Genomic DNA, 25,742 nt, shown 5'->3' on the forward strand with positions numbered 1-25,742 from the left:
GGACTGCCTTCGTGAACGGCCGCGACGCCCGCCTCGCCGCCCACGCCGCCGTCTCCACCTCCCTCGCGCTGTGCGGGGACCGGGAACTGCGCGAACGGGTCAACGCCGCCCCGCCGTTGGGCTCCGGCATCGGCGGGACCTCGGCGCTGCTCGACGTCGAGGGGACGCCCGTCTTCGTCAAGCAGGTGCGCCTCACCGACATCGAAAGGCGGCCGGAGAACGTCCACTCCACGGCGAACCTGTTCGCGCTGCCGGCGTTCTGCCACTACGGCATCGGCACCGTCGGCAGCCCGGGCCTCGGCGCCTGGCGGGAGTTGGCCGTGCACGTCATGACGACGAACTGGGTGCTCGCGGGGGAACACGAGGGCTTCCCGCTGACCCACCACTGGCGGGTGTTGCCGGCCGAGCCCCGGCCGCTGCCCGAGGAACTGGCCGACGTGGAACGGGCGGTGGCCTACTGGGGCGGCGGAACGGAGATCCGCCGCCGGATCGAGGCGCTCCGGGACTCCTCCGCGCGCCTCGTCCTGTTCCTGGAGTACCTCCCGGAGACGCTGCACCACTGGCTGGACGAACGGATCGCCGCCGGCGGCACGACGGCCGAACGGGCCTGCGCCATGGTGGAACGAGAGCTGGATTCCGGGATCTCGTTCATGAATGCCCAGGGGCTGCTGCACCTCGACGCCCACTTCGAGAACATCCTGACCGACGGGCGGCGGCTCTACTTCGCCGACTTCGGGCTCGCGCTCTCCTCCCGCTTCCAACTCGCCCCGGACGAGGCCGACTTCCTGCACCGGCACCTCAGCTACGATCGCCGCTATGCCGCCACCTACCTGGTGAACTGGCTGTCCGTCGCACTCTACGGGCATCCGCCCCCGGAAAGGGCCGCGTTCGTACGCGCCTGTGCGAGGGGAGACGTACCGGAGAACGTCTCCGCCGGTGTGGCGGCGCTCCTCGCCCGACACGCGCCGGTCGCCGAGGTGATGGGGGAGTTCTTCCGCCGGTTCCGGCAGGAGAGCCGGGCGACGCCCCTTCCCCCGGAGAACGTCTCCGGTACTCACAGCTCCGGCGGGCTCGGGTCGTAGTCGGCCACGCCGGTGAGATGGGCCTGAAGGGCCGCCTCCCACGAACCGTCCTCGATCATCCGGGACAGCGCCGCGTTGATCTCGTCGCGGAGCTCCGTCTCGCCCTCGGGAATCCCTATCCCGTACTGGTAGTCCGTGCTCAGCCCGAGGCCGGCGAGGCGGTAGTCGCCCGCGTTCTCCGCGCGGGTGGCGTAGCTGACCAGCAGGGCGTCGTCGTTGGTCAGGGCGTCCACCCGGCCCTCGTCGAGGGCGGCCAAGCACTCGGTCCAGGTGTCGGCCTCCTCCAACTGGACCCCGGGTGCCAGGCCGTCCCGCACGTTCAGCGCCGAGGTGCTGCCGGTGACCGAGCACAGCGTGAGGTCGTTGATGGCGGCGACGTCGGCCACCTCGTCGTCCGCGCGGATCAACAGGTCCTGGTGGGCGGTGAGATAGGGGCCGGCGAAGTCGACGACGGCCTCCCGGTCCTCGGTGATGGTGTAGGTGGCCACGACGAGGTCCACCTCGCCCCGCCGCAGCAGGTTCTCCCGGTCGGCGGCTGGGGCCTCGACCCAGTCGATGTCGTCCTCGTCGAAGCCCAACTCGGCGGCGACATAGCGGGCGACCTCCACCTCGAAGCCGCTCAGCTCGCCGTTGACGTCCTGGACGCCCAGGCCGGGCTGGTCGAACTTCACGCCGACGGTCAGCCTCCCGCCGTCGCCCCCCTCCCCGTTGTCGTCCCCGCTCCCGTCCCCGTTGCCGCTCGGGTCCTCGCCGCCCTCGCCGACCCCGCCCTCGTCCGATGACTCGTCCGGCGACTCGACCGGGGACTCGCCGGCCGCCCCGCCGTTCCCGCCGTTCCCGCTCTCGCCGTCCGGGAGCAGCCACAGCAGCAGCGCCACCGTGAGGCCGCCGGCCGCCAGGCCGCCCACCGCCAGCAGGGGCGGGCGCCGGCGGCGCGTTGCGGGCGGATGCGCCGGATGCGCCGGATGCGTCGGTGGCGGTGGAGGCGCCGGCACCGCGCTTTCGAGCAGCCGCCGGTATGGCGGGTATTCGGCGAGCGCGAACGAGACCGCGCAACGCCGAACGATCTCCGCCGGGTCGGGGCGGTCGCCCGGCTCGCGCGCCACGCAGCCGCGTATCAGCTCGGCGAGGCGAGGCTCGACGCCCTCGACGTCGACCTCCCCGTGCACCACGCGGTAGCTGACCACCGGCCACTCGCCCGCGCCGTACGGCGGGCGGCCCGTCGCGGCGGCCGCCATTGTCGCGCCGAGCGCGAACACGTCGGCGGCCGGCCCCGCCGGACCGCCCAGCAGCACCTCGGGCGCGGTGTAGCCGACGGTGCCGGGCGTCTGGCCGGTGTGGGTCAGCACGGTGTGCTCGGCCGCCCTGGCGATCCCGAAGTCGATCAGCTGCGGGCCGCCGGGGGACAGGATGACGTTGTGCGGCTTGACGTCGCGATGGACCACGCCGTGCGCGTGCACGGCGGCCAGCGCCTCCGCCAGGGCCGCGAACAGGCCGACGCACAGGGCCGGTTCGAGCGGCGTGCCGCGCGAGGCGCGCAGCAGGGTGGGGCCCGGGACGAACTCCGTGGCCAGCCAGTGCGGCGGCGCGTCCAGCGAGGCGGCGACCAGGCGGGCGGTGTAGGGGCTGCGCACCGCGCGCACGGTGGCCACCTCGCGGCGGAACCTGGCCAGGACGCCGCTGTCCTCCGCGATGTCCTCGCGGATCACCTTGATCGCGACCTGCATCCCACCCGGCGAACGCCCCAGATACACCCGCCCCATCCCGCCGCTGCCCAACCGCGCGAGCAGCGTGAACTCACCCAGCCGCCGGGGGTCTTGATCACTCAGTGGCTCCACGGCACCACTCTGACAGACGCCACCGACAACGGTAGCCGGTACCGGGGTGGAGGACGTCCGGAGCGTTTTCGGGGGCTGGCGCGTCTAGACGCGTGAGTCCTATGTCTGGGGCCGGTGGTCAGGCATGAGGAGAGGGTGTTCAGGATCATGTTGTGACGCAAGACCTGAACACCCTGTTGACCGCACTGGTACGTGAAGATCGACGACGAGATCGGACGGATCCGGTGGATCGGCAGACCGCCGCGTCTGAGTGACTCCGAGCTCGTCTGCCTCGCAGTCGCGCAGGTCCTACTCGGCTTCCTCTCCGAGGCACGCTGGCTGCGATTCGCCCACGAACACCTGTGCGGTATGTTCCCCTACCTCCCTCAACTGTGTGAGCGGCAGTAGCCCCGTTCGTCGATCTTCGGGCTGGCCAGGGCTCAGGGATCGGCATGCCGGCGGGGGTGCTGCTGACCGCGATGCTCGACCGCGAGCCGCACCTGGCCCGCGACCGGCCCGGACTGCTGCTGATCGCGGACAAGGGCTTCGCCTCCCAAGAGTTCGAGGCGGATCTGGCCTGGCAGGGTGTCACGCTGCTACGGCCGTCGTTCAAGCGGGAGAAGGCCCGACCGGGCGAGCCGTTACTGAAGTCGGTCCGCCCACTCATCTCTAGATTAGTGTCGGTAGGGGCAGGGCCGAACGCGGAGGGGGAGGGCAGTGGGATGGCGCGTCCGAGTGACTGGTCGCCGGTGGATATGGATCGGGACCCGACGCCGGGGGACCCGGATGAGGTGCGGGATCTGGCGGATGATCTCCAGGAGTTCGCCGACGATGTGGGTGAGGCGTTGGGGAAGATCCGGGGGTTGGCGTCCGAGCGCGCCGTTTTGGACTGGGCGGGGTTGTCGGCTGATGCGTTTCGTTCGGAGTTCGAGGGTGTGCCGGACAATCTGACCAAGTTGGAGGATTCGTACGCCCTTTGTGCTCAGGCGCTGCATACCTACTGGCCGAAGTTGCAGACGGCGCAGGGGATGGCGGATCGGGCGGTCTCGGCGCAGGCGGATCTGGCGTCGGCCCAGTCGGCGTTGGGGGACGCACAGGACTGGGTCGGCCGGGCCGGAGATGAGGCCGAACGTCTCCAGCGGGAGGGGGAACGCGACAACGTTGAGCCGCCGGATGAGGCGGATGTTCGTGCGGCGGCTCGGGATCAGCAGGCGGCGGAGGCGGCGGCCGGTGCGGCGCGGGGGCGGGTGGACGATGCGGAGGAGCGTCTGTCGGCCGCGCGTCAACTGGCTTTGGATGCGCAGGAGATGCGGGAGGAGGCGGCGCGGGTCTGTGCGCAGGGCATCGAGGAGGCGTCCGATGCCGGTATTCAGAACCGGAAGTGGTGGGAGAAGGCGATCAAGTGGGTGACCGACAACTGGGACACCATTGTCGAGGTCTGCAAGGTGATCGTCGCCGTCCTCGGCATCGTGGTGATGATCATCGGAGGGCCGTTGGCCTGGGTGGTGTTGGCCGCCGCCCTGGTCGTGCTCGCGGACACGTTGATCAAGTACGCCAAGGGTGAGGCGGGTCTGCTCGATGTCGCGTTCGCGGCATTGGACTGCATTCCGGGCATGAAGGGCCTGACCACCCTGGGCGGACTGGCGCGCGGACTCCGGGGTGTGGCCTCGACCGGGCTGCGGGGTCTGCGGCAGGGCGCGTTGCGGCTGGGCCGGTGGACCCGGGGCGACGGTATCCCGATGAACGGGCGCAACGCCTGTGGTGACCCGGTGGATGTGGCCACGGGCGAGCTGTTGATGTCGGCGACGGATGTCGAACTGCCGGGCGTGCTGCCGCTGATCATCGAGCGGCATCACATCTCGTCCTATCGGGCGGGGCGTTGGTTCGGCTCGTCGTGGGCGTCCACCTTGGACCAGCGCCTGGTGTTGGACGAGCATGGGGCGCGGTTGTTCACCGCCGATGGGATGACGTTGCTGTATCCGCGTCCGATCCCGGGTGAGCCGGTGTTTCCGGTGGAGGGGCCGCGTTGGTCGCTGTCCTGGGACGGCCAGCCCGAGGCGCCGATGAGCGTGCACCAGCGGGAGACCGGACACACTCTCCACTTCGCCGCCACCCCCGGCCGTCCCGGGGCGGAGCTGCCGTTGATCGCGGTCACCGACCGCAACAACAACCGCATCCAACTCGCCTACGACAACACCGGCGCGCCGACCGACATCCATCACTCGGGCGGCTATCACCTCGGCATCACCACCACAGACGGTCGGGTCACCGCGCTGACGCTGCTGAGCGACCCCGATGAGCCGACTCTGCTGGCCTACGGCTACGACACCGCCGGGCTGCTGGCCGAGATCACCAACTCCTCGGGCCTGCCCCTGAGGTTCTCCTATGACGAGCACGCGCGGATGTCCCGTTGGGAGGACCGCAACGGCTACTGGTACTCCTACGCCTACGACGAGCAGGGCCGCTGCGTCTATACCACCGGCACCGACCGGGCGTTGGAGTACCGCTACGCCTACGACGAGGCGCACCGCACGGTCGTCACCGACTCGCTTGGCCACGACACGGTCTACCAGTTCAACGACTCCTTCCAACTGACCTCCCAGACCGACCCGTTGGGCCACACCACCACCCACACCTGGGACCGCTACGACCGCACCCTCACCACCACCGACCCCCTCGGCCACACCACTCGCTACGAACACGACGACCACGGCAACGTCACGCTCATCACCCATCCCGACGGCAGCCAGGCGCGCGCCGAGTACAACGAGTTCCAGCAGCCCACCACGATCGTCGATCCAACCGGTGCGGTCTGGCAGCAGTCCTACGACGCCAGTGGCAATCGAACGGTGCTCCTCGAACCCACCGGCCATCGCACGCGGTACACCTATGACGAGCATGGCGGCTTGGCCACGATCACCGACGCACTCGGCCAGCGCACCCTCATCTACTGCGACGCAGCCGGGCAATTGATCACTGTCACCGATCCGACCGGCGCTGTGACGCGCTACGACCGGGACTCCTTTGGGCGGGTCATCCGCCTCACCACGCCCCTGGGAGATGTCACCGAGATGGCGTGGACCCGAGAGGGGAAGCCTCGCCTTCGGCGCAGTTCGCTCGGCTGGGAGCGTGCATGGGACTACGACGCGGAAGGGAATCTCGTTGCCCTGAGAGACGAAAACGGTGGGATCACCCTTTTCGAGTACGGGGTCTTCGATTTTCCTGTCGCTCAGGTCGATCCTGACGGGGCCCGTCACGAGTTTGTGCGGGACACCGAACTCCAGTTGACTCGAGTCATCAATCCACAGGATCTCTCCTGGGAGTATTCGTACGACCCTGCCGGTCGCCTGGTCAGAGAAGCGGACTTTGACGGGAGAGTAATTCGCTACAGCCATGACGCTTTGGGTCGAGTGGTATCCAGAACGAATGCGGTAGGTCAAGAGGTCACCTACAGGCGTGATCCGCTCGGGGAAATAATCGAAAAGTCGATGTCGGACGGTCGGCGCATCGCCTACGAGCACGACCGTGCCGGCCGAGTGGTGCGGGCTACCGCGCCGGGCACTGAGCTGGAACGTATTTATGATGCTGTGGGACGACTGCTCGATGAGACGGTCAACGGGCGGAAACTCTCCCTCAAGCGTGACCCGCTCGGCGAGTTGCTGACCCGAACTACTCCTACGGGAACTCAGAGCGCGTGGACCTACGACCCCGCCGGGCTCCCGGTCACCCTCCTCGTCTCGGGCCACAGGGTTTCCTTCGGGTATGACGCGAGCGGTCGCGAGACCGTTCGCCAAGTGGGAAGCCTTGCCATGAACCGCTCCTGGGACGCGGACGATCGCCTCGTCCGCCAATCCCTCTCCGGTGCGAGCAAGGACCTGATCAGTCATCAATCCTTCACGTATCGCCCGGATGGATACCTTACCTCCATGCTCTCTCGCGGTTCGGGAGAATCGACCTTCACCCTGGACGCCTTGGGGCGGGTCACTTCGGCGATGGGGCCGGGGGACCGGTTCGAGCGGTACGCATACGACCCCGCTGGTAACCAGGCCCACGCCGAGTGGTCTTCTGAAGTCAGCGCGAGTGGCAACGGGCGGGGCGCCCGCCAGTACGAGGGCACCCTCCTCAAGAAGGTGGGAGGAACGCGATACGAGCACGATGCCGCAGGTAGACCAATCCTTCGGCAGCACAAGCAACTTTCGGGTGCAACTCGAACCTGGCGATACGCGTGGGACGCCGAGGATCGCCTGGTCGAGGTCGTTACCCCGGAGAGAGTCCGCTGGCGCTACGTGTACGACGCATTCGGCCGACGAACAGCGAAACAGAGGATCAGCGAGGACGGCCACACTGTTGCCGAACAGATCGACTTCACCTGGCACGAGTCAACTCTGATCGAGCAGTGCGCTGTTGGGAATGATGGCCGTCGTGTGGCCACCACCTGGGAGTACGGTGGAAACCAGCCGATTGTCCAGAGTGAGCGCGTACTTGTTGCCCCCGGTCCCGACGGCGAAATGTGGCAGGACGGGGCCGAAACCGATCGGCGGTTCTACGCGGTCGTCGCGGACCTGGTCGGAACTCCCAGTGAACTCGTCGACGAAGCAGGAGAAGTAGCCTGGCGGTTGCGGAAGAACGTTTGGGGAGTCCCGCTAGACGCGACCGAGCAGCAGGCCTCGACCCCTCTGCGGTTCCCCGGTCAGTACGCGGACGCTGAGACGGGTTGGCATTACAACTTTCATCGGCACTACGATCCGATGACAGCGCGCTATGTGACTCCTGATCCCCTTGGGCTGGCGCCCGCGCCGAATGTCTTCACTTATCCGCACAACCCGCATACCTGGAGTGACCCACTTGGGTTGGCTGCGCATCCCCAACGGCCGAGGCGGCTGTCCGACCCCAACCCGGTTCCTCGGCCAATAAGGGAGCAGTACGAGGAGATCCGGGCCGGCCGTGGCACCCCACGGCTAGACAACAACGGGGTGCAGAAGATATGGAGCGGCAATCGCTCAAACGTCCCGCCGGCAGTGGGGCGCAGGTGGGGCGGGTCGACAGAGTGGGAGGTTCCCGGAGCCCCCAACAACCAGTGGAGGATTCTCCAGAATCCCCGCGGTGAACTCGGGTACACAACCGACCACTACAGATCCATTAAGCTTTTCCCTGCCCCCTGGTACCCCGAAGGTGGCTGACGACCCGAAGGAGAACAACGGCATGACGGATCGGTCGTTCGTGCCCCCGCAGGATGACCTGCCGGCGTTCGCGCTTGCCGGCGAGGATGCGAGTGAACTCGGCACATTCCGGAAGCTGTCGGGATTCTTCACTGGCACGGAAAGCGCCTACGAGGAATTCGAGCGCTGGGGCGAGGAGCGCGGAGGACGGATCACCTTCGAGATCGATGACCTCCGTCCGCCTCCCACCGGAGCACGGCTGTTGACCGGCAGTGACCTCAACTCGCACGTGGGCAACCTGCTGTTGAACATTGAGGGGCGCACGGGCGAAACGATCGGCACCTACCATGTGGCGGCGTGTGAGGTGCTGTCGAGAAGTGCGCAAGCCGACGGAACCTGTCGTTTGTTGCTTGCCGGAGAGGTTGGTTCCCTCCCGCACCACCGAGCGCTTTCCGTGTGGATGGCGTGGCGTTCGGGACCGCCGGTCGAGCTACGGCACTGGGTCGCTATTCCGCCGGGGCAGCGGGAGGGCTGGGTGGAGGTCGCGTCTCTGTACCAGGGGGGCGGACGGCAGGACCGAGGGGACGGCCAGCACCATCGCGACGTGATTCGTCTGCCGGGGAAGGACATCGAGGATCTGGCGAGCTTCTTCTGCGCCCTGGGAGAAGCGGTAAACGGGCCCGGTGGCTACTTTGGCAGCAACCCCATGGCACTTGAGGACTGCCTGTTGGGCGGCTATGGCCTCACGCCGCCCTGCTCCATCCTCTGGGAGGACTCCTCCGTGGCACGACGCCACCTCGCGCGGCGAGTGATGACGGGCGCCGGCGAGGCCACGTACTTCGAGATTCTTCGCGACACTCTGGAACGTCACCAGGTGCGTCTCGTCCTGGAGTGACTGCCGGGGTGGGCCGCTGCCGTGGGCGGCCGCAATGGAGTTGGCGATCGGGGATGAGCCGGGGTTCGATGAGGATGCCCCGCTGCGGGACGCCCGGGGGCCGGGCGCCCCGCCCCGGCACGCCGACCCGACCACCCGAGGTGCCCGCATGAGCCGCCCCCGTCCGCCGATCGAGGTGCCCGCCACCCTGGCCGCCGCGCATGTCACGCACTTCGGCGCCGCCGGCCGCGCCTGGACCGCCGGGCTGCCGGCGCTCGCCGAACAGCTTCTGGAACGTTGGGCGTTGACGCCGGACGGCCCGGCGGCCAGCGGGGCCGTCGCGCTGGTGCTCCCCGTGTTGCGCGCCGACGGCACGGCCGCCGTGCTGAAGCTCCAGCCCGTCGACGAGGAGACCGGCGGTGAACCCGCCGCGCTGCGCGCCTGGCGCGGCGAGGGCGCGGTGCGGCTCCTGGAGCACGACCCCGAGACCGGCACGATGCTCCTCGAACGCCTCGACGCCACCCGCTCGTTGGCGACCGTGCCCGACGCCGACGAGGCGCTTCGGCTGCTCAGCGAACGCCTCGCCCAGCTCACCGCCACCCCCGCCCCGCCCGGGCTGCGCCGCCTCGCCGACATCGCCGCCGACCTGCTGCGCCGCGCCCCCGCCGCACGCGAGCACGCCGGCGATCCGGCGTCGCGCGCGCTGCTCGACCACTGCGCGGGCGCGCTCGCCGAGGTGCTGCCGGACGGCGCGGGCGACCGGCTGCTCCACTGGGACCTGCACTACGGCAACGTGCTGGCCCCGCTCCCCGACGGCGACCGGCGCGCCGACTGGTTGGCGATCGACCCCAAGCCGCTCGCCGGCGACCCGGCGTTCGAGCTGCTGCCCGCGCTCCACAACCGTTGGGAGGAGGTGACCGCCATCGGCGACGTGGCGCGAGCGGTGCTGCGCCGCTTCGACCTGATGACGGAGATTCTTGGGTTGGACCGCGACCGCGCGGTGGCCTGGACGCAGGCCCGCATCCTCCAGAACCTGCTCTGGGAGATCGAAAGCGGCCACGACGGACAGTCCTCGCACGCCGCGCCGGATCGCCGCGTCGCCGAGGTGCTGCGAGACCGGCCGCGCCGATGACGGCCTCGAGATGCGCGCCCCGCGATGACCGCCCCGAGATGAGCACCCCGCGATGAGCGCGTCGCGCGGCGAACGGACCGACCTGGGGGCGGAGATCGAACGCCGCCTGCGGCTCCTGCTCGCCGACCCCGGCAGTGCGGCCACCTCCGCCGACTGGGCGCTGGCGGAGATGGCGGGAAACGCGCCGGAGTTGGCGGATGACGCTGTGTGGACCGCGCTGGACCGCCTGGCCGGCGCGGACCTGCCGGCCGCGCCCGCGACCCCGCTTCACGGGAGCGCCGACTACGAGGCGTGGCTGGCCGAGTTCCTGGATCGGTCACGCCCCTGAACGGGTGCGCTTCGGTGGAGGCGCCGGGCGCGGGGCCGCTGTCGGGTCCCGATGCCGGCGGGCGGCCGGCTCGCCGGTGGTCACGCGCTCGGGAGGCGGGTGCCGACGATCACGGCGAGGTCGGGGGCCAGCCGCAGTTCGGTGGCGCGGAGCTCCGGATGGGCAAGCCAGTGCAGTCGGGCCGCGTCCGGCGCCCCGTTGAACCGGGGCGGCCAGGTCGTGGCCGGGGTGAAGTCGTCGATCACCACGGTTCCGCCGGGCGCCAGCAGCCGCGCGGGATCGGCGGCGCTCTCGCCGGCCGCCCGTCCCGCACCGCCCCCCTTCGCCTGGCCCCCGCCGTCGAGCACCAGCAGGTCGTACGGGCCCCGTTCCTCGACGCGCCGCCAGTCGCCGTGCAGGATCTCGACCCGGTCGTCGTCCCGGAAGACGTCCCGGGCGACGCCGGCCCGCCCCCGGTCCCGTTCCACGCTGGTCAGCCGGGTGCCCGGGCGCGCGCCCGAGGCCAACCAGGCGAGGCCGACGCCACAGCCGGTCCCGGTCTCGCCGATGGCGGTCGGCGCTCCCGCCGCCAACAGCTGGAGCAGGCGGCCCTGTTCGGGCCGGCAGGAGAACGCGAACCCGTTCGCGCGAGCCGCGTCGAGGGCCCGCCGGACCAGCGACGGCAGCGCGTCACCGGCTCCATGGGCCCGGGTGCCGTGCAGGGCCATGCGCCGCGCCCCTCACTCCGCCGGGGCGAAGAGGGCGGCCAGCTCCTCCGGGGCGACGGCGGGGTGGCGGTCGCTGACCTGGGCGTCGCCGACCTCGATCACCCGCCAGACCCCGTCGCTCCGCAGCGCCACATCCGTGGTGACCAGGGAGCAGCCCAACGCCCCCACACAGGACGCCAGTTGGTTCAGCGTCGGGGCCGGTACCGCGGGGATGGCGGGGTCCTCCGCGTCCGGGTGGGGCGTGAGCAGGCGCGGCTCGCCGTCGCGCCACCAGACGCGGACCTCGGGCCCCGTGAACGTCTCGAACGCCCGCAGCACCACTCCGCCGGCGAGGAACTCGCCCTGCAACGCGACCAGTTCGGCCACCACCCGGCGCAGCCCCGCCGGGTCCCGCAGGTCGGGAACGTGGCAGGCGGTGTCCCACTCGTGTTTGCGGGACTTGACCCAGTCCTTGACGATGCCCGCCCCGGCCGGCAACTCGGCGGCCAGCCGCGCCAGTTCCGCCTCGGCCGGGACCTCCCCTGGCGCACACGCCAGCCAGCGACTGGCCGGCGTGTGCGCCGCGAACACCCCGTACCAGCCCGGGAGTTGGTGGGCTGAACGGTACTGGTCCGGTGTGGTCAGCAGCTCCGCGCCGCGCGCCGCCAGCGCCACGGCCAGCGCCGCGTAGTCGTCGACCGGGATCATCCACCCCCGGTACCGGGCCGCCCCCAGCCCGCGCGGCACGCGGGCGACGGCCCCGGCCGCGTCGCCGGCCAGCAGCGCGTCGTGGTCGATCAGCGCGACCGTGCCGCCGCGTTCCCGCACCGCGCGGGCCTCGGCGGCGAAGTGCCCGTCCGTCCGGCGGGGGTTGAGCGGATCGCACGGGAACAGCACCTGGGGCGGCAGGCTCGGTCGCGGCACCTGGGTCTCCTCGGTCATGCCGCCCAGCCTAGGAAATCCGGCCAGGAATGCGGACCGTTCACCGCAGCTCGGATCGGCGGGAAGGGCGGAAGGTGGTGACCAGCGCCAGGCACAGCAGCGCGATGCCGATGCGGCCGGACGCCTGGAGCAGCGAGCCGCGCAGCAGGATGAAGCTGTAGCCGGCGAGCACCGGCACCACCACGGCCAGCACGTTCCCCGGCGAGGGGTCGTCCACGGTGCGCCGCACGTAGCGGCGGTCGGTGCGGGCCGCCAGGTAGCCGATCGCGGCGAAGCCGGCCGTCATCCCCAACGGGCCTAAGTCCAGCCACAGTTCGGCCCACAGCGGGGAGGAGAGGTTGGCGCTGTCGGTGCCCATCCAGCCGCCGACCAGGAAGCCGGTGTCCTCCGGCTTGTCGCTCCACACGCCGCGCGGCACGAAGAACAGCGCGGCGCCCGCGAGTTGCTCGCCGTAGGAGTGCCCGTGGCCGTCGCCGGCGAAGGTGACGGTGTTGGCGAACATGTTCAGCTGGTCGTAGTCCTTGACCACCAGCGGCTCCAGGACGGAGTCCGTCTCCAGTGGCCGCCGCGCGTCCTCGTCGTAGCGGAACCGGTCGGTGAACGGGAAGACCAGCAGTGCCACCGCCAGCCCCACCGCCAGCGCGGCCCGGTACATCACCGGGCTGCGCGGGAAGATGGTGAACAACAGCGCGAAGAGCACCGTGAGGAACCAGTAACGCGGATTGGAGATGGGGTTGTTGACGATCGCGTTGAGCACCAGCAGCCCGGCCCACGGCAGCACCACGGCCGGCCGGCGCCGCGCCGCGCGCGAGGTGACCAGCCAGCGGGTCAGGAAGAGCAACGCCAGCATCGCCGGCACCGTTCCGAAGCCGCGCAGCAGCGCGCTGCCCGCCTCCCCGCCGCCGTCCGCCCCGTCGGCCGGCGCGCCCGTCGCCTCGGCGAGGCTGGCGCTGATCTCCTGACGACTCGTGAAGAACACGCCGGGGCCACCGAGTTGCACGATCAGCAGGCCGCTGGCCACGTACGCGAGCAGCACCAGCAGCGCCAGCCGCCCCCGATGCACGCTGGCCGGCCGGCCCCGCTCCCTGCCCAGCGGGCGCAGCCGCGCCAGAAGCGCCCCCACGTCGAAGGCGACCATGCCGCAGAGCACCAGCGCGGTGGCCAGCTGGGTGTCCTCGCGCGGGCCGAGCACGGGCGTCGGGTCGCGGCCCAACACGCTCTGCGCCAACGGCGCGATGCCCATCGCCAGATAGCCGAAGAGCCAGAAAGCGCCCTGGATCAGCCGCCGTCGGCCGGACAGCACCATCGCGCACAGCCGCACCCCGGCGTAGCAGGCCACCACCAGCTGGAGCCAGAACGTCGTGTCCCGCAGCCCGATGCCCGGCTGTGCGGCGACGGCCAGCGGCAGCGCGACCACCACGGTGGCGATCAACGGGACCGACAGCGGCCGGGAGAGCACGGCCCGGCGCGGCACCTCGATCGCCACCCGTTCTCCCCTCGGCCGGCGGGCCCCCGCGACGGAGGGCCAGTCTAGGCGGGCGGCACTCGGGCAGGGGCCGTTCCGGCGGCGGTGCCAGCGCGGGCGGAACGGCCGGGTGTGGACGGGAACGAACGGGCGGGGGACGATGCGGGCGGAAGCACCGCCCAGCGCAGAGGTTCGTTCACCGCCATGTCTCCGCACCATTCCGCCCCGGCCGAAGCGAACACCGACCCCACCGACCACCGCGACCAGCCCGCCCCCACCGACCAGCCCGACCCCGCCGACCAGCCCGACCCGGTCCAGGAGCCCGACCGCCCCGACGACCCGCGCCTGCTGGACTACAACGCCTGGCTGTTCTGGGAACGGGCCGACGAGGAGCGGCGGGCGGCCCAACGGGCCCGGCAGCGCGCCGTGTTGGCGGCGACCGACCCGGCCGGCGACAGCGCGATCGGGGACCGCACCTTCCTCTCTGAGCTGGCGATGGTCCAGCCGACCGCCCTCCGGCTCGGCGCCCGCTGCTATGTCGCGGCCCACGCCTATCTCACCGGCACGGTCACGGCCGGCGACGACTGCACGGTCAACCCGTTCGCCGTGGTGCGCGGCACGGTGACGCTGGGCGACGGGGTGCGGATCGGCGCCCACGCCTCGATCCTCGGGTTCAATCACGGGATGGCGCCCGACCGGCCCGTCTTCCGCCAGCCGACCAGCGAACGCGGCATCGTCGTCGGCGACGACGTGTGGATCGGCTCCCACGCCGTGCTGCTGGACGGCGTCACCGTCGGCGCGCACGCGGTGATCGGCGCCGGCGCCGTGGTCACCCGCGACGTCCCGGAGTGGGCGGTGGTCGGCGGCAACCCGGCGCGGGTGATCCGCGACCGGCGCGCGCCGGGCCGGTCGCGCCGCGACGAGCGGGCCGAACTCGGCGCCCGACTCGCTGAGTTCGCCGACCGGGCCCGCGCGCAGGCCGACGCCGTGGTGGCCCGCGTCTGGGAGCCGGACGCGACCGCCCCGGACGGCACCCCCACCGGCCGCTACCTGGACGCCCCCGACGCGCCGCCCACCCTGCGGGCGCACGCCGACGCCGTCGAGATCCTCGCCCTGCTCCACGGCCGGGCCCCCGCGCAACTGCCGGCCGCCGAACACGTCCGGCGGCTGCGCCAGGGGCAGGACCCGACGACCGGCCTGACGGCGGGGCTGAGTGAGACGGGCCGGCACGGCCCGCCGCCCGCCGGCTTCGGTGCCGACGGCGACGCCGACTACCACGTGCTGAGTCTGGGCTACGCGCTGGACCTGCTGGGCTCCTCGTTCGCCCACCCCGTGGGCGCGGTCGCCGCGCTCGACGCCGACGAACTCCGCCTCGTGCTGGCCGAGTTGCCCTGGCGGAACCGGGGCTGGGGCGCGGGCGCCGGGGTGGACGCACTGGGCACCGCGCTCTACTGGAACCTGTCGCTCGACCCGGCGGGACCCGACCGCGCCCGAGGCCAACTCGACGTGCTCTTCGGCTGGTTGCTGACGCACTGCCGGCCGGGGACCGGGCTGTGGAGCGAGGAGCGGGCGGCCGACGGGCTGCTCCAGCCGGTCAACGGCTACTACCGGGCGGCGCGCGGCTCGTTCGCCCAGTTCGGGCTGCCGGTGCCGTATCCGGAGCGGGTGGTCGACACGGTGCTGCGGCACGCCGCCGATGCCCGCCACTTCGGGCCGGGGCGCACCACGGCGTGCAACGTCCTCGACGTGGCGCACCCGCTGTGGCTGGCCGCGCGGCAGGTGCAGGGCCACCGGGCGGAGGAGGTCGCGGCCTGGGCCGCCGGCCAGTGCGGCCCGCTGCTGGAGCGCTGGGTGGACGGGGCGGGCTTCCCGTTCCGCCAGCCGCCGGCCGCAGGGCCGGCCGGGCGGGAGGACCGGCCCGGGCTCCAGGGCACCGAGATGTGGCTGGCCACCCTCTGGTACCTGGCCGACCTGGTGGGCGTCGCCGAGTCCCTCGGCTACCGCCCGGCCGGCGTCCACCGCCCCGAACCGGTGGTCCAGCTGGGTTAGTTGACCACCCACGATGCTCCGCCCGGCGGCGCCGCGCCCGTTCACCTCAGGTTCGCACCCCGCTTCCTACCGTCGCCCCATGGAACGAAGCGAACCACGAGCCGCACGTGAGGGACTACGGGCACGGCGCCGCCGCCGGTGGCGCGCGGCCATGGCAACGGCCGGTGTGCTGGCGGTCGTTGGGGCGGCGCTCGCCGGGTGCTCCGCGACGGCGGACTCCGACGACACGGCCGCCGGCGGCCAGCCCACCGGCGGGCCGAACGCCGCCAGCTGCCCGCCCGCGCTGGACGCCGCGCTCGGCGCCTGGGCCGAAGCCGGCTTCAGCGGCGGCGTCGCCGTGCTGGACGGCGGCACCCCCGAGTGCCTGGCCGCCTACGGGACGGCCGACCGGGAGCGGGACCAACCCGTCACCGTGGACACGGTCTTCGCCCTCGGCTCGGTGAGCAAGGCGTTCACCGCAGCCGCCGTGCTCGACCTCGCCGACGCCGGCGCGCTCGCCCTGGACGATCAGGCCGGCGCGCTCCTGCCCGGCCTCGAAGGGCCGGCCGCCGCCGTCACCGTCGAACAACTCCTGCTCCACACCGGCGGGTTGACCGGCCATGTCGGCGAGGACCACCGCCCGCTCACCCGCGCCGAGGCGATCGCCGCGCTCAACGCGGCCGAGCCCGCGTTCGCGCCGGGCACCGACTTCCGCTACAGCGACGCCAGTTACACCCTGCTGGCGCTGATCGTGGACGAACGGTCCGACCGCGGCCACCGCGCCCATCTCGCCGAGGAGATCCTGCCGCTGCCCGACGGCACCGTGGCCGGCGGCTTCTGGGACGGGGAGCCGGCCGCGCCGGGCCCGCGCGCCGTGGGCTACGGCGAGAACGGGCCGAGCGAGCAGCGCGGCGACTTCGCCGGCCCGCACTGGGCGCTCGCCGGGTCGGGCGATCTGGCCGCGACCACCGGGCAGTTGGCGGCCTGGACGGACGCCCTGTTCACCGGCGAGCTGCTGTCGCCCGAGTCCACCGAACGGGTCGCCACGCCCGGCTTCGAGCACGGCGACGGCGGCGCCGAGACCCCGGGCTGGGTCGCCCTGGACGCCGAGGTCTTCGGCGCGCCGGTGCTGGCGGTCGCCGGCGGCGGCAGCGCGACCGGCCAGGACGTGGCCGTCGCCTGGCTGCCCGAGCGGGAACGCGCGGTGGCGATCGCCTCCAACACCCAGGAGATCACGGCCGAGGAGCTGATGCGCGCGGTCGGCGAGGCGCTGCTCACCGGGGGGACGCCGCCCGCCCCCGAGGGGCCGGCCGCCGAGGTCGACCCGGCGGAGCTGGCCGCCGTCGCCGGCCGCTACCGGCTGCCGGACGGCGGAACGTTCGAGGTCGCGGCGGGCGAGGACGGCCTTGAGGTCACCCCGTTCGGCGCCGAGGCGGTGGCCGCGCTCCACCCGCCGGGCGGCGGCTTCACCGCCGACGACCTGGCCGCGCACGAGCGGGCCGTGGCCGGCCTGCTGGCCGGGGACACGCCGGAGGGGCGGGAGGAACGCGCCCTGCTGGAGGAGGAGTTGGGGCCGATCGGGGACGTGACCTTCGAGGGCACCGTGGTCGCCGGCGGGGAGCCGCGCACCTATGTGACGGTCGTCGGCGGCGACGCGACCCTCACCCTCTGGTACGCGCTGGACGAGGGCGGCGCCGTCGCGGGCGCCGAGGGTCCGGCGAGCCCGCCGTCGCTGACGCTGCTGCCCTCGGCCGACGGCGGCTACCGCCCCGTCGATCCCGCCGGCGGGGCGCCCGAGGTGACGGCGACCTTCGGGGACGGCACGCTCACCCTCGAAGGCCCCGCCGGCTCCGTCACCGCCACCGGCTGAGACGCCCGGCCGGGACCGTTGGGGGAGACTCACGCCATGCGCATCCTGCTGCTGGAGGACGACGAGGACCTGGCCGACCTGGTGGCGCTGGGCCTGCGGAACGCGTCCTACGCCGTTGACCGCGCCGCCACCCGCGCCAAGGCCGAGGAGCTGCTGGCCGTCACCGCCTACGACGTGGCCTGCCTGGACCTGGGGCTGCCCGACGGCGACGGCCTCGACCTGCTGCGCTCGCTCGGCGGTAACGGTGGCGACGGCGGTTCCCGCGACGGCGGTTCCCGCGACGGCGGTTCCCGCGACAGTAGTGGCCCGCAACTGCGCCGGCCGGCGCGGGTGTTGCTGCTGACCGCCCGGGACGCGGTCGCCGACCGGGTGGCCGGGCTGGACGCGGGCGCGGACGACTACCTGGTCAAGCCGTTCCACTTCGCCGAACTCCTGGCCCGGCTGCGGGCGTTGGCCCGCCGGTCGGACGAGCGCGGCGCCGTGCTCGGCGTCGGAGACCTGACGCTCGATCAGGCGACGCACGAGGTGCGCCGCGCCGGCCGCGAAGTGCGCCTGACCACAAGGGAGTTCGCGCTGTTGCGGTACTTCCTGCACCGCCCGGGGGAGGTGCTGTCCGCCGAGGAGTTGCTGGAGCACGTGTGGGACGCCAACGCCGACCCGTTCACCGGCTCGGTCCGGGTGATCCTCAGCCGGCTGCGCCGCAAGCTGGGCGAGCCACCGTTGATCCACACCGTGACCGGCGCCGGCTACCGGCTGCGGGAGGCGCCGTGAGGTGGTGGCGTTCGCTGCGGGTGCGGCTGGCCGTGCTGGGCTTCCTCGCCGGCTATGTGCCGGTGCTGCTGCTCTTCGGCGTGCTGCTGGTCACCGAGACGGAGAACGTCGAGCAGATCGACGGCGGAGTGGTCCGGGTCGACGGCAGGGACGATGCCGACGCCGGGGACGATGCCGGGGCCGGGGCCGGGGCCGGGGCCGGGGCGGAGGGCGGCAGGTCGCCCTGGGTCGGCTGGACCGTGGTGGCGCTGGGCCCGGCGGCGGCCGGCGTGGCCTGGTGGTGGGCCGGCCGCGTGGTGCGGCCCATCGAGGGCATCCGACGGGTCGCCGAGGAGATCGAGGAGAGCGACCTCAGCCGCCGCATCGCGCTGACGCGCGGCCCCGGCGAGGTCGTGTCGCTGGCCGCCAGCTTCGACGCGATGCTGGGCCGCTTGGAGGCCGCGGCCACCACCCAGCGGCGCCTCGTCGAGGAGACCAGCCACGAACTCCGCGTCCCGCTCTCGGTGTTGGTGACCAACGCCGAGGTGCTGCTGGCCCACCCCGAGCCGGATCTCGACCTGCTGCGCCAGGGACTGGCCCGCTCCCACCGCGCCGCCGAGCGGCTGGGCGCGGTCATCGACCAGCTGCTGGTCGAGGCCAGGGGCCGGGCCAGGACCCTGGACCGGGCGCCGGTCGACCTCGCCGCGCTGGTGCGCGGGGTCGTCGAGGAGGCGTCGGTGCTGGCCGAGGCGCGCCGGATGGCGCTGCGGCTGGACGCGCCCGAGCGCGCGGTGTGCGCCGTGGACGGCCCCACGGTGCGGCGCGCGGTCGCCAACCTGGTGGACAACGCGCTCCGTTACGCCCCCGCCGGCACGCCCGTGTGGGTGGCCGTCGAACTGACGCCGACCGAGGCGAGCGTGACCGTGACGGACCGGGGCCCCGGCGTTCCCGAGGAGCAGCGCGAGCGGATCTTCGAACGGTTCTGGCGCGGCCGGCCCGACACCGAGGGCAGCGGCCTGGGCCTGCCCATCGCCCACCAGGTCGCCCAGGCCCACGGCGGCCGGGTCACCGTCGCCGACGCGCACCCGGGCAGCACCTTCCGCCTGACGCTGCGCCGTTGACCGACGGACCGCGCCGTTGCGCGACCGCGTGCCGGGCCGGCGGACGGGCCGCGACGTGCGGCCGGGTGTCTCAACGGGCGGCGACCGGCGACCCGGAGTCGTTCTCCGTTTCCCTGCCGAGCCCGGACTCGTTCTCCGTTTCGCTCCTCGAACCGGACCCGTTCTCCGTTTCGCTCCTCGAACCGGACCCGTTCTCCGTTTCGCTCCTCGAACCGGACCCGTTCTCCGCTTCGCTCCTCGAACCGGAGTTGTTCTCCGTTCCGCTCCTCGAACCGGAGTTGTTCTCCGGTTCGCGCGCGGAGTCGGACTGGTCCTCCGTTTCGCTTCCGCTCTCGCGGCGGTCGAGCAGCGCCGGCATCTCCCGTTCGATGTGGTCGATCAGGGCCAGTAGATGGTCCGCCGTGCTCTCGCCGAGCGGGGTCAGCGAGTAGTTGACCTTGGGCGGCATCACGGCCAGCACCTCGCGCGCCACGAAGCCGTCGCGCTCCAACGCCTGGAGCGTCTGGGCCAGCATCTTCTCGCTGACCCCGTCGATCCGGCGGCGCAGGTGGTTGAACCGGGCCGGGCCCTTCTTGCGCAGGCCCGCCATGACCAGCACTCCCCACCGCCCGGTCAGGTGCTCCAGCACCTCCCGGGACGGGCAGTCCCGGGCGAAGACGTCATAGGCCAGCCGCTCGGCCTCGCGCTCTTCCTCCGGAGTGATCGCGTTCATGGCCCACCTCCCTGGCGTTGAGCCTACCGCGCCGCAGCACTGTCGAAAAGTTTGTGCTGTCAAAAAGTGCGTGTACGGTGGGCCGTCGGCGGGCGCGGAGCCGTGCTCCGCCGACCCGGCCGAACCCGGCCGTCACCAGCCGACACAGAGGTCAGGCGCGAGCGTTTGAGGAGTCCTGTTCATGATCGTTGTCACCGGAGCCACCGGCGGACTGGGGAACGGCGTGGTCCGCGCCCTGCTGAGGCGCGGCGTTCCCGCCGGCGAGGTGGTCGCGGCGGTCCGAAATCCGGAGAAGGCCTCCGATCTGGCCGCCCTCGGGGTCGTCGTGCGGGAGGCCGACTACGACCGCCCGGAGACCCTGGGCCCGGCCCTGGAGGGCGCCCGCCGGGTGCTGCTGGTCTCCTCGGTCGGCCCCGACGAGGTCCGGATCGCGCAGCACCGCGCCGTCATCGACGCCGCGCGCGCTGCCGGCGTGGAACTGCTCGCCTACACCTCCATCGTCAACGCCGACACCAACCCGCTGGGCCTGGCCGAGGTGCACCGCGCCACCGAGCGCGCCATCGCCGAGTCCGGCATCCCCTCGGTGCTGCTGCGCAACGGCTGGTACACGGAGAACTACCTGTGGCTGCTGCCCGGCGCCGTCGCCAGGGGCGAGCTGTTCGGCGCGGCCGGCGAGGGCCTTGTCGCCTCCGCCGCCAGGGCGGACTACGCGGAGGCCGCCGCGATCGTGCTGACCAGCGACGACCAGGCCGGCCGCGTCTACGAACTGACCGGCTCGACCGCCTGGACCCTGGCCGACCTGGCCGCCGAAGCGGCGAAGGTCTCCGGTAAGCCCGTGGTCTACCGTGACCTGCCGGGCGAGGAACTCGCCAGGGCGCTCGCCGCCGACGGGCTGCCGCCGGCCGCCGTCGACATCTTCGTCGACGCCGACCTCGGGGTCGCGGCCGGCGCGCTGGCCACGGTCACCGACGAACTGCCCACGTTGCTGGGGCGGCCCACGACGCCGCTCGCGGACAGCGTCGCGGAGGCGCTGCGCGCCGGCTGAACCCGACACCCCGACCACCCCGACCCCAACCTCTAACCTGCACGCGGGAGTACACGATGACCGAGACAACGGAGCCAACGGAGACGGGCCGGCCGGCGGACGCCGTTCCCGGGATGCGCGTCGAGATCTGGGGCGACATCGTCTGCCCCTGGTGCTACCTCGGCCTCGCCCGCTTCGAGAAGGCACTGGCCGCGTTCCCGCACCGGGAGCGGGTGGAGGTCGTGCACCGCTCCTTCGAACTCGACCCGAGCCGGGAGCCCGGCGCCACCGAGCCCATCGCCGAGGTGCTGGGCCGGCGGTTCGGCCCGCAGGCCGCCGAGATGGAGGGCCGGCTGGTCGCGCTCGCCGAGGCGGAGGGGCTGGCCTACCGCAGCGACCGCCTGGTGGGCAACACGCTGGACGCCCACCGGCTGCTCCAGCTGGCCGGGGAGCGCGGGCTCCAACACCGGCTGTTGCAGGGGCTGTACGCGGCGAACTTCGCCAGGGGCGAGGACCTCTTCGGCACCGAGGCGCTGGTGCGCCTCGCCGACGAGGCGGGCCTCGACCCGGCCGAGGCCCGCCGGGTCCTCGACGATCCGGCGGCCTACCGGGACGCCGTGCACGCCGACCAGCGGGCCGCCGCCCAACTCGGCGCCAACGGCGTGCCGTTCTACGTCCTGGACGGCCGCTTCGGAGTCTCCGGCGGCCAGCCCACCGAGGTCTTCGCCGAGGCACTCACCCGGGCGTGGGGCGACCGCCAGCCGCTGACGCCGCTCGGCGGAACGGGCGAGGCCGCCGACGGCGCGGTCTGCGGCCCCGACGGCGCCTGCTGACTGCGGACGGTTAGCCGCCGTGGCGGCGGCGGTGGGCGGCGACCCGGGCGCGGTTGGCGCAGGCGGGGGAGCAGTGCCGGCGCGGACTGCCCCGCCCCGGCGTCAGCAGGAACCGTTCACAGCCCGGCGCCGCACACGTCGCCCAGGCCAACCCGCCATGCTCGCTCAGGAGTTGGGCCAACGCGTGGGCGCTGGACGCGAGGAGCCAGTCCGCCCATGGCGCGTCGTCGCCGCCGTCCACATGGAGGTGCCACGGCGTGCCGTCGTGGCGGGAGAGCCGGGGGCGGGCGCCGCACGCGGCGAGCAGCGCGTTGAGCGCCTCGGCGGCGCGGTCGATGTCCGGCTCGGCCAGCAGCTCGCCGATCCGGTCGGCGGCGGCGCGCAGCGCGGCGGCGTCGGCCTCGGTGAGGGCCAACGGGCCGACGTCCGCAGGGCGTTCGCCGTGCCGCACCAGCAGCTCGGCCAGCCGGGCGCGGGACAGCCCGGGCTCGGCGCGCACGGCGTTCGCCAACGCGACGGCGCGCTGCGCGGGTTGGTAGCCGGGCGTGCGAACTCCCGCACCGGACGGCTCTGCTCTGGGCACGGCACCCATTCTTCCCCGAAGCCCGGGTAACGTCTTATCTGCATAAGGCATTACGGCGGGAGGGGCGGGATGAACGGACCGCTGGTGCGCTGTCTGGTCACGGCCTTCCTGGCCCGGATGGCCGACGAGGGCATGGGCATCGCCGTGGTGCTGCTGGCGCTGGACCGCACCGGGGCCGCGGCCGAGGGGGCCTTCGTCGTCACGGCCTGGCTGCTGCCGCATGTGGTCACCGCGCCCCTGACCGGCGCGTTGCTGGCGCGGGCGCGCCGGCCCGCGCTGCTGTGCGCGGGGGCGCTGGCCTGTTTCGCGCTGGCCATCGGGTCCCTGAGCGTGCTCGTCGGCCGGGCGCCGACCCCGTGGGTGCTGGCCGTCGCCCTCGCGGGCGGGACCTGCGGTCCCATGGTCTCCGGTGGACTCTCCAGCGTGGTCGGCGCGTTGACGAGCCGGACGACGAACGCCGCCCGGACGACGAACGCCGCCCGGACGACGAACGCCGCCCGGGCGGCGTTCGTCGTCCGGGCCGGCGTCATCGAGGCCGGGGCCGGGGCCGGCGCCGTCGGCCGGGCCTACGCCTGGGACTCCGCCGGCTACAACGCGGCCTCGCTCGGCGGCCCGGCCCTGGTCGCGCTCCTGGCGGCGGCCGCCTCGCCGGCGGCCGCCCTGGTCGCGCTGGCGCTCCTCGCCGCCTCGGCCGCGCCGCTGGCCGCGACGCTTCCCCTGGGCCGCCGCGCGCCGGCGCGCGAAACCCGGCTGCGCGCCGACCTGCTCGCCGGGGCGCGCGCCGTGGTGGCCGTGCGCCCGTTGCGCGCCATCACCCTGGCCAGCACGCTGGCCGCGCTGGGACTCGGCGGGCTGACCACCGCCAGCGTGCTGCGCGCCGAGGACCTTGGCGCGGCGGGCGCAGCCGGCCTGCTGCTCACCGCCTTCGCGGCCGGCGCGCTCGCGGGCTCACTCGCCGCGCCCCGCGCGATGGAGCCCGGGCGGCTCGCCCGCCGGTCGCTGCTCGGCCTCGGCCTGGCGCTGGGCGCGGCGGCCTGGGCGCCCACGACCGCGACGGCCCTGCCGCTGTACGCCCTGGCCGGCTGCTGCGACGGGCCGTTGCTCACCGCGACCCTGCGGGCGCGGGCCGCGCACGCCCCCGCGCACGCCCGCGCACAGGTGTTCACGCTGGGCGCCGGGCTGAAGCTGACGGCCGCCTCGCTCGGCGCGGCGGCGGTCGGCCTGGCGGCCGCGCGGCCCCCGACGCTCCTGCTGCTGGCCATCGCCGCCTGCCAGCTGGCGGCCGCCGTCCTGCACCGGGCGCTGGCCGGGCCGGCGGGCCGCGCCCGGGGCCCGGCCGCCCCGCGTCCGGTGGCGGCCCCCGGCGACCCGGCCGGGTCGGGGCCGTAGGCTCACGGCATGGTTCGGATCAGCGCGTTGGTCAGTTACCCGATCAAGGGCTGCGCCGGGGTGTCCCACGACGCCGCGCACGTCGGGCCCGCCGGCCTGCCACACGACCGCGCGTTCATGGTCACCGACCCCGACGGCGACCACCGCACCCAGCGCGCCGACCCCCGACTCGCCCTGGCCCGCCCCTCGTTGACTGAGGACGGCCGCCAACTCACCGTCGCCGCACCGGGGTTCGGCGCCCTCACCGTGCCGGTGAACGCGAAGGGCCCGACCCGCCCGGTGACGCTCTTCGGCCAGCCGTTCACCGGGATCGACCAGGGCGAGCCCGCCGCCGAGTGGTTCAGCGAACTCCTCGGCCGCGCCTGCCGGTTGGTGCGGGTGCCGCCCGACCATCGGCGCGTCACCGACGGGTTGACGCCGGGCACCAGTGGCTACGCCGACAGCACGGCCGTGCTGATGGTCAGCCGCGCCTCGCTGACCGCGCTCAACGAACGCCTCGCCGACCGGGACGAACCCCCGTTGCCCATGGACCGGTTCCGCCCCAACGTCGTCCTCGACGGGGTCGCCGCCCCGCACGGGGAGGACCGCTACCGCGCCCTCACCCTCGGCGGGGTCCGCCTCGGCTTCGCCAAGCTCGCCGTGCGCTGCGCGGTGACCCTGGTCGACCAGCGCACCGGCCGCCGCGCCGGGCCCGAGCCGCTGCGCACCCTCGCCGACTACCGCCGCCACCCGGCCGGCGGCGTGGTCTTCGGCGCCAAGTTCGCGGTGCTGCGCCCCGGTTCGCTGGCGGTCGGCGACGCCCCGACCGAACTGGTGACGGAGCCCGCACCACACGCCGAGCCGGCCCGATGAGCCGCGCCGAGCCGGCCCGCTGAGCCGCGCCGAGCCGGCCCGGCGAACCACCCCGCGCCAGCCCGACAGACGATGACCAGCGCGACGAACAGCGAGACGAACGGCGAGAGGAACGCAATGAGCGGCGGAGAGAACCCGACGAGCAGGCGGCAGCGGATCGACGAGGCCATCGCGTTGCGCAGCGCGGGCGAGTCGGACCGCGCCAGGAAGCAACTCCTCGCGCTCGGCGAGGAGTTCCCCGACGACGCCGAGATCGCCTACCAGACCGCTTGCACCCACGACGCGCTGGGCCTGGAGGCGGAGGCCCTGCCGTTCTACCACCGGGCCATCGACGCCGGCGAAGCGCTCGATCCGGCCGACCGCCAGGGCGCGTTCCTCGGCCTGGGCAGCAGCTACCGCGCGCTGGGCCGTTACCCCGAGGCGGTGGAAACGCTGCGGCGCGGCGTCGAGGAGTTCCCGGAGAACGGCGGCCTGCGGACCTTCCTCGCCATGGCGCTGCACAACACCGGCGAACACGGGGAGGCCGTACGCCTGTTGCTCCACCTGCTCGCCGCGACCAGCGGGGACCCCGAGGTCGCCGACTACCGCAAGGCCATCGAGTACTACGCCGACCGCCTCGACGAGACCTGGCCCGCCTGACCACGCCGCCTCCACCGCGCCGATCATGGTGCACACAGGTGCGGTAACAGTACGTCCACCCGTTTCACAGCCCTGTCACAGAACGCCGATGTCGCGTCCAGCGGCGCTACCGTGGACCGGTTGGCAGAACGGGGGAGGGCAGTGGGATGGCGCGTCCGAGTGACTGGTCGCCGGTGGATATGGATCGGGACCCGACGCCGGGGGACCCGGATGAGGTGCGGGATCTGGCGGATGATCTCCAGGAGTTCGCCGATGATGTGGGTGAGGCGTTGGGGAAGATTCGGGGGTTGGCGTCCGAGCGCGCCGTTTTGGACTGGGCGGGGTTGTCGGCTGATGCGTTTCGTTCGGAGTTCGAGGGTGTGCCGGACAATCTGACCAAGTTGGAGGATTCGTACGCCCTTTGTGCTCAGGCGTTGCATACGTATTGGCCGAAGTTGCAGACGGCGCAGGGGATGG

20 protein-coding genes and 2 pseudogenes are annotated in these 25,742 nt (G+C 73.0%); 16 read left to right on the forward strand and 6 right to left on the reverse strand.

All coding sequences use genetic code 11. The features are described 5' to 3' along the window. The first annotated feature begins 11 nt into the window (after positions 1-11). The gene (locus FH609_RS18470; RefSeq protein ID WP_139668939.1) at positions 12-1,082 is read left to right on the forward strand and encodes a protein kinase family protein; all 1,071 of its coding nucleotides are present in this window, start codon (positions 12-14) and stop codon (positions 1,080-1,082) included. On the opposite strand, the gene FH609_RS18475 is transcribed toward FH609_RS18470, so the two are convergent. Continuing rightward, complete coding sequence (locus FH609_RS18475; RefSeq protein WP_139668941.1) at positions 1,055-2,920, reverse strand: bifunctional serine/threonine-protein kinase/glutamate ABC transporter substrate-binding protein; 1,866 nt, start codon at positions 2,918-2,920, stop codon at positions 1,055-1,057. The two genes, FH609_RS18470 and FH609_RS18475, sit on opposite strands and share 28 nt — an antisense overlap. A gap of 443 nt (positions 2,921-3,363) precedes the next feature. Here FH609_RS18475 and FH609_RS18490 point away from each other — a divergent pair, with 443 nt between their 5' ends. The 4 genes from FH609_RS18490 to FH609_RS18505 all read left to right on the forward strand — a co-directional run bounded on the left by FH609_RS18490 (position 3,364) and on the right by FH609_RS18505 (position 10,392). Continuing rightward, the gene (locus tag FH609_RS18490; protein ID WP_193317940.1) at positions 3,364-8,079 is read left to right on the forward strand and encodes a DUF6531 domain-containing protein; all 4,716 of its coding nucleotides are present in this window, start codon (positions 3,364-3,366) and stop codon (positions 8,077-8,079) included. Further along, positions 8,072-8,953 (forward strand): barstar family protein, encoded by an 882-nt coding sequence (locus tag FH609_RS18495; protein WP_226961784.1) that lies wholly within the window; start codon positions 8,072-8,074, stop codon positions 8,951-8,953. The genes FH609_RS18490 and FH609_RS18495 overlap by 8 nt, the downstream gene beginning before the upstream one ends. 148 nt (positions 8,954-9,101) lie before the next feature. Beyond that, on the forward strand, positions 9,102-10,064 hold the full coding sequence (locus FH609_RS18500) for an aminoglycoside phosphotransferase family protein (RefSeq protein WP_139668947.1): 963 nt from the start codon (positions 9,102-9,104) through the stop codon (positions 10,062-10,064). A 52-nt stretch (positions 10,065-10,116) separates the two neighbouring features. Next, positions 10,117-10,392, forward strand: a complete 276-nt coding sequence (locus FH609_RS18505) for a DNA-binding protein (RefSeq protein WP_139668949.1) — start codon at positions 10,117-10,119, stop codon at positions 10,390-10,392. Positions 10,393-10,472: 80 nt separating this feature from the next. Here FH609_RS18505 and FH609_RS18510 read toward each other — a convergent pair whose 3' ends face one another. The 3 genes from FH609_RS18510 to FH609_RS18520 are packed head-to-tail and all read right to left on the reverse strand — an operon-like array spanning position 10,473 to position 13,704. Continuing rightward, the gene (locus FH609_RS18510) at positions 10,473-11,099 is read right to left on the reverse strand and encodes an O-methyltransferase (protein WP_139668951.1); all 627 of its coding nucleotides are present in this window, start codon (positions 11,097-11,099) and stop codon (positions 10,473-10,475) included. A 12-nt stretch (positions 11,100-11,111) separates the two neighbouring features. After that, entirely contained in the window at positions 11,112-12,020 is a 909-nt protein-coding gene (locus FH609_RS18515; RefSeq protein WP_139668953.1) for an ATP-grasp domain-containing protein, read from the reverse strand. Between the two features lie 40 nt (positions 12,021-12,060). After that, positions 12,061-13,704, reverse strand: a complete 1,644-nt coding sequence (locus FH609_RS18520; RefSeq protein WP_405378998.1) for a hypothetical protein — start codon at positions 13,702-13,704, stop codon at positions 12,061-12,063. 276 nt (positions 13,705-13,980) lie between these two features. Between FH609_RS18520 and FH609_RS32445 the strand changes: the two are divergent. The 5 genes and pseudogenes from FH609_RS32445 to FH609_RS18540 form a co-directional block, all read left to right on the forward strand. Further along, a pseudogene (locus tag FH609_RS32445) lies at positions 13,981-14,142 on the forward strand (hypothetical protein); the annotation flags it as partial. A 78-nt stretch (positions 14,143-14,220) separates the two neighbouring features. Then, a pseudogene (locus FH609_RS32450) lies at positions 14,221-14,379 on the forward strand (DapH/DapD/GlmU-related protein); the annotation flags it as partial. A gap of 1,306 nt (positions 14,380-15,685) precedes the next feature. Next, positions 15,686-17,383: a serine hydrolase domain-containing protein gene (locus FH609_RS18530; RefSeq protein WP_193317941.1), complete on the forward strand. Its 1,698-nt coding sequence runs from the start codon at positions 15,686-15,688 to the stop codon at positions 17,381-17,383. Between the two features lie 36 nt (positions 17,384-17,419). After that, positions 17,420-18,154, forward strand: coding sequence for a response regulator transcription factor (locus FH609_RS18535; RefSeq protein ID WP_139668961.1), 735 nt, complete (start codon positions 17,420-17,422; stop codon positions 18,152-18,154). Continuing rightward, positions 18,151-19,254: a sensor histidine kinase gene (locus tag FH609_RS18540; RefSeq protein WP_139668963.1), complete on the forward strand. Its 1,104-nt coding sequence runs from the start codon at positions 18,151-18,153 to the stop codon at positions 19,252-19,254. Before FH609_RS18535 ends, FH609_RS18540 begins: the two co-directional genes overlap by 4 nt. Before the next feature lie 70 nt (positions 19,255-19,324). Here FH609_RS18540 and FH609_RS32305 read toward each other — a convergent pair whose 3' ends face one another. Further along, entirely contained in the window at positions 19,325-19,966 is a 642-nt protein-coding gene (locus FH609_RS32305) for a winged helix-turn-helix transcriptional regulator (RefSeq protein ID WP_319789606.1), read from the reverse strand. 181 nt (positions 19,967-20,147) lie between these two features. Between FH609_RS32305 and FH609_RS18550 the strand changes: the two genes are divergently transcribed. Next, positions 20,148-21,011: an SDR family oxidoreductase gene (locus tag FH609_RS18550; protein ID WP_139668965.1), complete on the forward strand. Its 864-nt coding sequence runs from the start codon at positions 20,148-20,150 to the stop codon at positions 21,009-21,011. 113 nt (positions 21,012-21,124) lie between these two features. Beyond that, on the forward strand, positions 21,125-21,823 hold the full coding sequence (locus FH609_RS18555; RefSeq protein WP_139669028.1) for a DsbA family oxidoreductase: 699 nt from the start codon (positions 21,125-21,127) through the stop codon (positions 21,821-21,823). Positions 21,824-21,833: 10 nt separating this feature from the next. Here the strand turns inward: FH609_RS18555 and FH609_RS18560 are convergent, their stop codons facing one another. Continuing rightward, positions 21,834-22,406, reverse strand: a complete 573-nt coding sequence (locus FH609_RS18560) for a CGNR zinc finger domain-containing protein (protein ID WP_226961785.1) — start codon at positions 22,404-22,406, stop codon at positions 21,834-21,836. A 69-nt stretch (positions 22,407-22,475) separates the two neighbouring features. Between FH609_RS18560 and FH609_RS18565 the strand changes: the two genes are divergently transcribed. The 4 genes from FH609_RS18565 to FH609_RS18580 form a co-directional block, all read left to right on the forward strand. Beyond that, positions 22,476-23,795 carry an MFS transporter gene (locus tag FH609_RS18565; protein WP_139668969.1) on the forward strand — a complete coding sequence of 440 codons (1,320 nt, stop codon included), beginning with the start codon at positions 22,476-22,478 and terminating at the stop codon, positions 23,793-23,795. A 9-nt stretch (positions 23,796-23,804) separates the two neighbouring features. Beyond that, positions 23,805-24,647, forward strand: a complete 843-nt coding sequence (locus FH609_RS18570) for an MOSC domain-containing protein (RefSeq protein WP_139668971.1) — start codon at positions 23,805-23,807, stop codon at positions 24,645-24,647. 117 nt (positions 24,648-24,764) lie between these two features. Further along, entirely contained in the window at positions 24,765-25,286 is a 522-nt protein-coding gene (locus FH609_RS18575) for a tetratricopeptide repeat protein (RefSeq protein WP_139668973.1), read from the forward strand. A 146-nt stretch (positions 25,287-25,432) separates the two neighbouring features. Then, a partial coding sequence (locus FH609_RS18580) for a WXG100 family type VII secretion target (protein ID WP_139668975.1) occupies positions 25,433-25,742 on the forward strand: 310 nt, incomplete at its 3' end.

The organism is Streptomyces sp. 3MP-14, from assembly GCF_006334905.2.
Lineage (GTDB): Bacteria > Actinomycetota > Actinomycetes > Streptomycetales > Streptomycetaceae > Streptomyces > Streptomyces triticirhizae.

Excerpts from the sequence above, each read along its gene's own strand:
- FH609_RS18510 (WP_139668951.1), bottom strand. The coding sequence starts at position 11,099 with ATGGCCCTGCACGGCACCCGGGCCCATGGAGCCGGTGACGCGCTGCCG.
- FH609_RS18520 (WP_405378998.1), bottom strand. The coding sequence starts at position 13,704 with ATGGTGCGGAGACATGGCGGTGAACGAACCTCTGCGCTGGGCGGTGCT.
- FH609_RS18500 (WP_139668947.1), top strand. The coding sequence starts at position 9,102 with ATGAGCCGCCCCCGTCCGCCGATCGAGGTGCCCGCCACCCTGGCCGCC.
- FH609_RS32305 (WP_319789606.1), bottom strand. The coding sequence starts at position 19,966 with ATGAACGCGATCACTCCGGAGGAAGAGCGCGAGGCCGAGCGGCTGGCC.
- FH609_RS18555 (WP_139669028.1), top strand. The coding sequence starts at position 21,125 with ATGCGCGTCGAGATCTGGGGCGACATCGTCTGCCCCTGGTGCTACCTC.
- FH609_RS18550 (WP_139668965.1), top strand. The coding sequence starts at position 20,148 with ATGATCGTTGTCACCGGAGCCACCGGCGGACTGGGGAACGGCGTGGTC.
- FH609_RS18530 (WP_193317941.1), top strand. The coding sequence starts at position 15,686 with ATGGCAACGGCCGGTGTGCTGGCGGTCGTTGGGGCGGCGCTCGCCGGG.
- FH609_RS18515 (WP_139668953.1), bottom strand. The coding sequence starts at position 12,020 with ATGACCGAGGAGACCCAGGTGCCGCGACCGAGCCTGCCGCCCCAGGTG.
- FH609_RS18565 (WP_139668969.1), top strand. The coding sequence starts at position 22,476 with ATGAACGGACCGCTGGTGCGCTGTCTGGTCACGGCCTTCCTGGCCCGG.
- FH609_RS18535 (WP_139668961.1), top strand. The coding sequence starts at position 17,420 with ATGCGCATCCTGCTGCTGGAGGACGACGAGGACCTGGCCGACCTGGTG.
- FH609_RS18505 (WP_139668949.1), top strand. The coding sequence starts at position 10,117 with ATGAGCGCGTCGCGCGGCGAACGGACCGACCTGGGGGCGGAGATCGAA.
- FH609_RS18575 (WP_139668973.1), top strand. The coding sequence starts at position 24,765 with ATGAGCGGCGGAGAGAACCCGACGAGCAGGCGGCAGCGGATCGACGAG.
- FH609_RS18570 (WP_139668971.1), top strand. The coding sequence starts at position 23,805 with ATGGTTCGGATCAGCGCGTTGGTCAGTTACCCGATCAAGGGCTGCGCC.